Below are 7,560 nucleotides of genomic sequence, written 5' to 3' on the forward strand. Positions count from 1 at the left end.
AGATCATGTGCACCCGGGAGCTGGGCGACCCGTTCCGCCGCGACGCGCTGAAGAAGCCGGTGCGCCTGCTGGAGAAGTACCAGGACTACGTCTGAAGCTCAAGCGATCGTGAGCGAATAGCGGAAGTGGTCTTCCCCCGGCCTGGCCGGGGGCTTTTTCTCCAGGGCTATGTCATGCCCGAGTGCAGGAGGTCTGTGACATGAAAGCACTGAACCGGATACTCGATCGTGCCCGCCACTCGCCCCGACGGATCGCGCTCTGCGAAGGCGAGGACGAACGCATTCTCCGAGCGGCCATCATGGCTGCCGACGACGGGATCGCCCGGGTCCAGCTGGTGGGTGATCGTCGGGCTATCACCTCGACGGCGGCCACTCACGGGGTTGACCTGGCAGGCATCGAACTGATCGATCCCGCCGACTCCCCCTTGACCGCCTCCCTGGCAGAGGCGCTCCATGCGCTGCGGGAAATGAAGGGGATGACGCGCGAGCAGGCCGAGGAGGCGGTGCGCGAGCCGCTGTGCTTCGCCAACCTGCTGGTCCGTGAAGGCCATGCCGATGGCTGCGTGGCCGGCGCCGTGCACCCCACCGCCGAGGTGGTACGCACGGCGATCCAGATACTGGGGTTGGCGCCGGGTTGCCGGTTGGTGTCCAGCTTCTTCCTGATGATGCTGTGCAAGCCATTCCATAGCCTGAAGGGGGGCATGATCTTTTCCGACTGCGGCCTGGTCATCGAGCCCGATGCCGACGAACTGGCGGATATCGCCATGGCGGCGGCCGACAGTGCCGAGTCGCTGCTGGGCGAACCGTCGCGGGTGGCCATGCTGTCGTTCTCCACCAGCGGCAGTGCTCGCCACGGTAACGTGGAGAAGGTCGTGCAGGCGGCACGGCGGGTCAAGGCCCAGCGCCCGGCCCTGGCCATCGACGAGGATGTCCAGCTCGATGCCGCCATCGTGGCCGAGATCGCCGAGCGCAAGCTGCCGGAATCCCGGGTCAAGGGTAATGCCAATGTATTGATCTTTCCCGACCTGGAGGCCGGCAACATTGGCTACAAGCTGGCCGAGCGCATAGGCGGCGCCGAGGCCATCGGCCCGCTGCTGCAGGGGCTGGCCCGGCCGGCCAATGACCTGTCACGCGGTTGCAGCGTCGACGACATTTACCACGTCATCGCCGTGACCACAGTGCAGGCACAGGCGGCCGATAGTCGTCGCCGGGCGGCCGGCGGAGACTGAGGCCATGGGTGTCGAGGTCCTGCTGCCGTTTCTGGCCATTGCCGCCTTGGCCGGCTACTTCCAGACGGTAACCGGGTTTGGCCTGGGCATGATCGTGATGGGGGCGACCAGCGGGCTGGGCATCGCCCCGGTGACCTCCGTCGCCGCCGTGGTCAGCCTGATGACGCTGATCAACTGCCTGGTGGCCCTGCCCGGCAGGCTGCAGCATGTCGACTGGCCGTCGGTGCGGGCGGCCGGCCTCGGCATCGTGCCGATGATCGTGGCAGGGGTGCTGCTGCTCGAGTACCTCAGCGGCAGTGCAGCCACGCTGCTCAGGTTGCTGTTGGGGTTGGTCATCCTCTACGGTGGCGCGAGCCTGCTGCTGCGGCCGAGCCGTCAGGCCACCCTCTCCCCGCTGCGCAGCTTTACCCTGTTCGGTGGCCTCTCCGGCCTGCTGGGGGGACTGTTCGGCATCGCCGGTCCGCCACTGATCTATCACTGCTACCGTCAGCCCATCGAACCGGTGCGCATCCGCAACCTGCTGATTCTGCTTTTCGCCGTGACCTCCGGCGTGCGTACTCTGTTCGTGGTCTCCCAGGGGCAGATGAATACAGAGATCCTGGTGCTCACGGCCTGGTCGGTCCCGGCCATCGCACTGTCCACCTACCTCGGGCGTCGCCTGCCCCTGCCGCTTTCAGCGCAGACGATGCGCCGGATCGCTTTCGCCGTGCTGACGGCGATCGGTATCGGCCTGGTCATGGCGGCACTCTATTGAAACGCCCTGGCTCGCTTGAAACGCCCTGGCTTGAAGCCCCTGGCCAGGGGGCTCAGCTATTGGTCGAGTCAGAGGCCTTCGTTGATGTGGTGGAGGCAGACGACCGCGATGCATGAGCGCGATGATCGAGGATCTCGCCGCTGGCCAGCTTACGGTGGTAGCGCTTCAATTCTCGCTTGATCACCGGTGCCAGCAGGTAGATGCCGAGGATGTTGGGCACGCAGATCACGAACACCAGGGCATCGGAGAGGTCGAGCATCGACTGCAGCTGGATCATCGAGCCGATGACGATGAAACCACAGAACAGCAGCTTGAACAGGTTGCGTCCCAGCCGCCCCTCGCCGAACAGGTAGCTCCAGCCCTTGAGGCCATAGTAGGACCAGGAGATGGCGGTGGAGAAGGCGAACAGCAGGGCCGCCACCGACAGCGGCAGCGGGAACCAGGCCACGTTGCGCTCGAAGGCCCGGGAGGTCATCTCGATGCCGCTGGCGCCGTCGGTGAAGGCCGGGTCATAGTAGAGCGTGGTGATGATCACCAGGCCGGTGAGGCTGCAGATGACGATGGTATCGACCAGGGGTTCGAGCAGCGAGACATAGCCCTCGGTCATGGGGTCTCGGGTGCGTACCGCGGCATGGGCGATGGCCGACGAGCCGATACCGGCTTCGTTGGAGAATACCGCCCGCTGGAAGCCGATGATGATCGCCCCCAGGGTGCCGCCGGCGACCCCTTCGGGGGTGAAGGCGCCCTGGAAGATGGCATGGATGGCGAAGGGAATGGCCTCGGCGTTCATGCCGAGGACCAGCAGCGCCATGCTGCAGTAGAGCAGGGCCATGACGGGCACCACCTTCTCGGTGACCCGGGCGATCGACTTGATGCCGCCGATGATCACGGTGCCGATCAGGGTGGCCATGATCAGGCCGAATAGCCAGCCCCTGCCGGCGAACCAACTGGCCTCGGCGCCGCCGGTTACATTGACGAACTGCATGAAGGCCTGGTTGGACTGGAACATGTTGCCGATCCCCAGGCAGCCGATCACGATCCCCACCGCGTAGAACCTACCCAGGGCGCGCCCCAGGCGCGGCAGGCCGCGCTCGGCCAGGCCGCGGGCGAGATAGAACATCGGCCCGCCGGAGACGCTGCCGTCGGCATTCTGGCGGCGGTAGTGGGTGGCCAGGGCACATTCGACGAACTTGGTCGACATGCCCAGGAAGCCGGCCAGCACCATCCAGAACAGCACGCCGGGGCCGCCCAGCGAGATGGCGATGGCGACCCCCCCGATGTTGCCGATCCCCACGGTCCCGGAGACCGCGGTGGCGAGTGCCTGGAAGTGCGAGACCTCCCCCTGGTCACCGGGGTGGGCGTAGTCGCCGCGCACCAGCTTGAACGCATGGCCGAGGCCACGCACGTTGATGAAGTTGAAATAGACGGTGCAGAACACCGCACCGGCCACCAGCCACAGCACCACCAGCGGTAGCTCGGCGCCGAACAGGGGAAGGCTGAAGAAGATCAGCGAGGAGAACAGTGATGCCACGGGGGCGATCAAGGCCTCGGTGGCCTGGTCGATGCTGGCCGCCTGGGCGCTGGAAGTCGCGCTCAGCAGCAGCAGGGGAAAGGACCAGAACCGTGGGCGCGACGGGAGAGGGAGACTCATAAGCAGGGTGCCTCGCGAGTCGTTGTCGTTGTATCAGGGCCAGGGACAGGCTCCTCGGCTGTCCGCCGAGTGGCGATCTGTTGTCTCGCTAGTCATGACCCTAGCAGGGCTGGCCCCCTACCGTTGGGGCCACTTGGGAGACAATGATGGGACCTGTGGCCGGCAACGAATGGCGGAGGCGGAAACTGGCGGCGTCAGCCCGGCGGCCGATCAGGCCCCGCCACCCGTGCTCAGCCGCCACTGGGCAGGGTCGATCGGCAGCAGTGCCGCGATCGCCGCCGTGGCAATCACATGGGTGATGTCGTTGTCCGGGTCGTGGACGTTCAGCCCGCCGTGCACGACGCTGACCTCGGCCCGGCCGCGGGGCAGTTCGGCCGTGACCACGTCGACGTCGACCCGGTCCGGCTCCTGCACGCCGATGGTGACCTGCACGCGCATCTCCCGGTGGTCGTAGCCCAGCGACTTGAACAGCACGATAGAGGAGTGGTGCAGCGCGTCCTGCACCGCGCGGCAGGCCGCCTTGGTGTAGTCGCCGCCGTACAGGTCGTTGCCGGTCCCCATTTCGAGGATGAGGCGTGATTCAGGCATGCTGACGCTCCAGGTCGAAGGAGACGACGACGGCGGCATTGGCGATCACGGTGAGCCCGCTGCCGTCGGGCTTGGTGACGTCGAGTCCGCCCTTGACCAGGGTGATCGAGGGCTGGCCATACGGGAAGATATCGAGCAGGGCGGCGATATCGACGGCATCGGGGTGCTGCACGCCGACCTCGACATCGATCAGCATCGCCTGCTTGGGAAAGCCGAAGGCCTCGGCCACGTTGAGCGAGTTGTGCCAGAGGGCGTCGCGGATCGCCCGCGCCGCGGCGGCGGTATAGTTCCGGCTACGGATCGAGGTGCCCATGCCGAACTGGGTCACCATCCGGGTCTTGGCCATGTCGGGGTACCTCTTGCTGGTGGTGAGAAGTGGGCCGGCCCGTGGTTCAGCGGCGGTGACGGCCGCCGATGAGCGCGACGATGTCACGGAACAGGGGGCCGTCGAGGGCCTGCGACATGTCGGTGGCGAGGCAGCGGCGATAGAAGGGGCTGAGGTCCAGGCCCACGCCGAGCCCGAGGATCTCCACCTCGCCCTCCCGGGTGCGCCGGGCCACGACGTCCTTCAGGTGGTTGTCCAGGTAGAAGCCGTCGTTGGCCAGGCCGGTGGCGCTGTCGGCCGGGCAGCCGTCCGAGATCACGACCAGGATGCGCCGCGTTTCACTGCGCGCGAGCAGCCGGTTGCAGGCCCAGTCCACCGCCTCGCCGTCGATGCCCTCGCGGAAGAGGTCGGGCTTGAGCAGGGCGGCGATATCGGTACGCGCCCGCCGCCAGTGGCGGTCGGCGCTCTTGAACACCAGGTGGCAGACCTCGTTGAGCCGCCCGGGGCCGGGGGGCCGGCCGTGGCTCATCCACTCCCGGTAAGGGCGGCCACCGTTCCAGGCCCCGGTGGTGAAGCCGAGCAGCTCGCTGCGCGCGCCGATCATCTCCAGGGCGCGGATCAGGCTCTCGGTCATCATGGTGACCGGCTCGATATGGTGCTTCATCGACCCCGAACAGTCGATCAGGAAGCTGACGACGCAGTCGGCCGTCGGCTTGTATTGCTCACGGCAGAACAGGCGTCGCTCGGTGGGCGAGCTGACCAGCTGGGCGAGGCGGCGGCCGTCGATGCGCCCCTCTTCCTCGCCGAACCGCCAGCCGTCGCGGTGAGGCTCGGCGAGCACGGCGCCGAGCAGGCGCGCCAGGCGTGGCAGGTTGATGGCCTGCTCGGCGATGCGCTTGTCCAGTCGCTCGCGGTATTCACGCAGCAGGGGGGCGCGCACCAGGCGGCCGGCCGCCACCTCGCGGTCGAAACGCGTGGTGTAGACGCGATAGGCCAGGGCGGCCTCCTCGAACACCTTGCTGGTGCCGGTTGCCGCGGTGGCCATGCCGTCATCGTCGCCCTCGTCCTGGTCGAAGTCGAGCAGCAGGGCAAAGCCGTGCCTGGCATCGTCTTCGGCGGCCTCGTCGTCGTCTTCCGCGGCGGCGCGTGCGGCCCGCACCCGCTCACCGACGAGGCGAGCGATCCCCAGCGCATGGGGCCCAAAGGCCTGCTGGTCGTCGCGGTGGCGACGGATGCCGGCCAGAGCACTGCCCAGTGCACCGACCAGCGTCACCCGCATGCTCTCGATGGCGTCCTCGGTCTCTTCTAGCACGGGCCGGGCCGTCAGTCGCGACCAGCACATCTGGGCCACGCAGTAGAGCAGCATGCCGATGCTACCCTCGGTCAGCCCCGAGCGATGGAAGGCGCGCGACCAGTTCTCGAAGCGATACCGCAGGTTGTCGGCCATGCCGGGCATGTCCGCCGGTACCCGGCTCTCCACCCGCAACTGCTCCAGCAGCTCGAAGACCAGGCGCTCGATGGGGTCGTCGGGACACAGGCGGCGATGCAGCGCCGGATCGGAGTGCAGCAGGCGCAGCGCCATGCCATCGGCGGCGGCGCGGCAGTCGGCCAGGGCGTCCTGTTCGGGGTCGATGTGCAGGTGGGGGGCGTGGATAGGCAGCCGGGTTTCCCCCCGGTAGAGGCGTCGCCCGCGGTAGTGCAGGGCGGCATCGCCGGTGAGCGCGCGCAGGGTGGCCGCACACAGCTCCTCGACCTTCTGCTGCCGACGCGCGAGCTGCTGGGCGCTCGGGGTCATGACGGGGTCGCCTCGTGAATCCAGGATTCGTCCAGCTCCTCGCCGAAGCAGCGCTGATAGTACTCGGCCACGGTATGGCGCTCGGCCTCGTCGCACTTGTTGAGAAACGACAGGCGGAAGGCGAGGGCGGGGTTGCGAAAGATCTCGCAGTTCTCGGCCCAGGTGATCACCGTGCGCGGCGACATCAGCGTGGAGAGGTCGCCGGCGGCGAAGCCCTTACGCGTCAGGTCGGCCACCGCGACCATGGCATCGATGAGCTTGCGCCCCTTCTCGTCGTTCTTGCTCGGCACCCGTGCCAGCACGATGGCGGCTTCCTCCTCGTGGGGCAGATAGTCGAGGTTGGCGACGATGTTCCAGCGGTCCATCTGGGCGTGATTGAGCACCTGGGTGCCCTGGTACATCCCCGACAGGTTGCCCAGGCCCACGGTGTTGGAGGTGGCGAACAGGCGGAAGTGGGGGTGGGGATCGATCACCCGGTTCTGGTCGAGCAACGAGAACTGGCCGTCGCGCTCGAGGATGCGCTGGATGACGAACATCACGTCGGGACGGCCGGCATCGTACTCGTCGAAGATCAGTGCCACCGGGCGTTGCAGCGACCAGGGCACGATGCCTTCCTGGAATTGGGTCACCTGCAGGCCGTCGCGCACTACGATGGTGTCCTTGCCCACCAGGTCGAGGCGGCTGATATGGCCGTCCAGGTTGACCCGCAGGCAGGGCCAGTTCAGCCGCGCCGCCACCTGCTCGATATGGGTCGACTTGCCGGTGCCATGCAGGCCCTGGACCATCACCCGCCGGTTGCGGGTGAAGCCGGCGAGGATCGCCAGGGTCACGTCCGGGTTGAACCGATAGGCCTCGTCGATTTCGGGGACATATTCGCTGCGTTCGCTGAACGCCGGCACCTGCAGGTCACTGTCGATGCCGAAGAGTTCCCGGGCCGACAGCCGGGTGTCGGGTCTGGCGTTGATGAGGTCTGTCATTGCTGCCTCCTCGGCCCGCCTGGGGGCGCTGGCCGTTGATGCGTGGCCTTGTCTCGGGGACTGGCGCCCATGGGTCGCCAGTGCGTCGGGGCAGCATACACCGATTTCTTAAAATCAATCAATCTGTACCATTTTATGAGATTTTATGTTGACGAGCGGCCGCGGGATGGCTAGATTCTGATCAGGTTTCGTTATCCGGAACTTTTTGTACCACAAAAACATCAATCGGCGGCGCGCCGAGG

Annotated in this window: 7 protein-coding genes; 2 read left to right on the forward strand and 5 right to left on the reverse strand. The window is 66.9% G+C overall.

The window, feature by feature from the left end; translation table 11 throughout:
* The first annotated feature begins 199 nt into the window (after window positions 1-199).
* Together pta and CR157_RS21775 are read left to right on the forward strand one after the other, a co-directional pair.
* Window positions 200-1,228 carry a phosphate acetyltransferase gene (pta, locus tag CR157_RS21770; protein WP_110285614.1) on the forward strand — a complete coding sequence of 343 codons (1,029 nt, stop codon included), beginning with the start codon at window positions 200-202 and terminating at the stop codon, window positions 1,226-1,228.
* 4 nt (window positions 1,229-1,232) lie between these two features.
* Window positions 1,233-1,982 (forward strand): sulfite exporter TauE/SafE family protein, encoded by a 750-nt coding sequence (locus tag CR157_RS21775; RefSeq protein WP_110285615.1) that lies wholly within the window; start codon window positions 1,233-1,235, stop codon window positions 1,980-1,982.
* A gap of 52 nt (window positions 1,983-2,034) precedes the next feature.
* Here CR157_RS21775 and CR157_RS21780 read toward each other — a convergent pair whose 3' ends face one another.
* The 5 genes from CR157_RS21780 to CR157_RS21800 form a co-directional block, all read right to left on the reverse strand.
* Window positions 2,035-3,633 carry an alanine/glycine:cation symporter family protein gene (locus tag CR157_RS21780; RefSeq protein WP_110285616.1) on the reverse strand — a complete coding sequence of 533 codons (1,599 nt, stop codon included), beginning with the start codon at window positions 3,631-3,633 and terminating at the stop codon, window positions 2,035-2,037.
* A 210-nt stretch (window positions 3,634-3,843) separates the two neighbouring features.
* Window positions 3,844-4,221 (reverse strand): Lin0512 family protein, encoded by a 378-nt coding sequence (locus CR157_RS21785; protein ID WP_110285617.1) that lies wholly within the window; start codon window positions 4,219-4,221, stop codon window positions 3,844-3,846.
* Window positions 4,214-4,567 (reverse strand): Lin0512 family protein, encoded by a 354-nt coding sequence (locus tag CR157_RS21790; RefSeq protein WP_110285618.1) that lies wholly within the window; start codon window positions 4,565-4,567, stop codon window positions 4,214-4,216. Before CR157_RS21790 ends, CR157_RS21785 begins: the two co-directional genes overlap by 8 nt.
* Window positions 4,568-4,613: 46 nt before the next feature.
* Window positions 4,614-6,341, reverse strand: a complete 1,728-nt coding sequence (locus CR157_RS21795; RefSeq protein ID WP_110285619.1) for a cobaltochelatase CobT-related protein — start codon at window positions 6,339-6,341, stop codon at window positions 4,614-4,616.
* Entirely contained in the window at window positions 6,338-7,318 is a 981-nt protein-coding gene (locus CR157_RS21800; RefSeq protein WP_110285620.1) for an AAA family ATPase, read from the reverse strand. The genes CR157_RS21795 and CR157_RS21800 overlap by 4 nt, the downstream gene beginning before the upstream one ends.
* Window positions 7,319-7,560: the final 242 nt, after the last annotated feature.

The sequence above is a fragment of the Halomonas sp. LBP4 genome (assembly GCF_003202205.1).
GTDB classification, from domain to species: domain Bacteria; phylum Pseudomonadota; class Gammaproteobacteria; order Pseudomonadales; family Halomonadaceae; genus Halomonas; species Halomonas flagellata.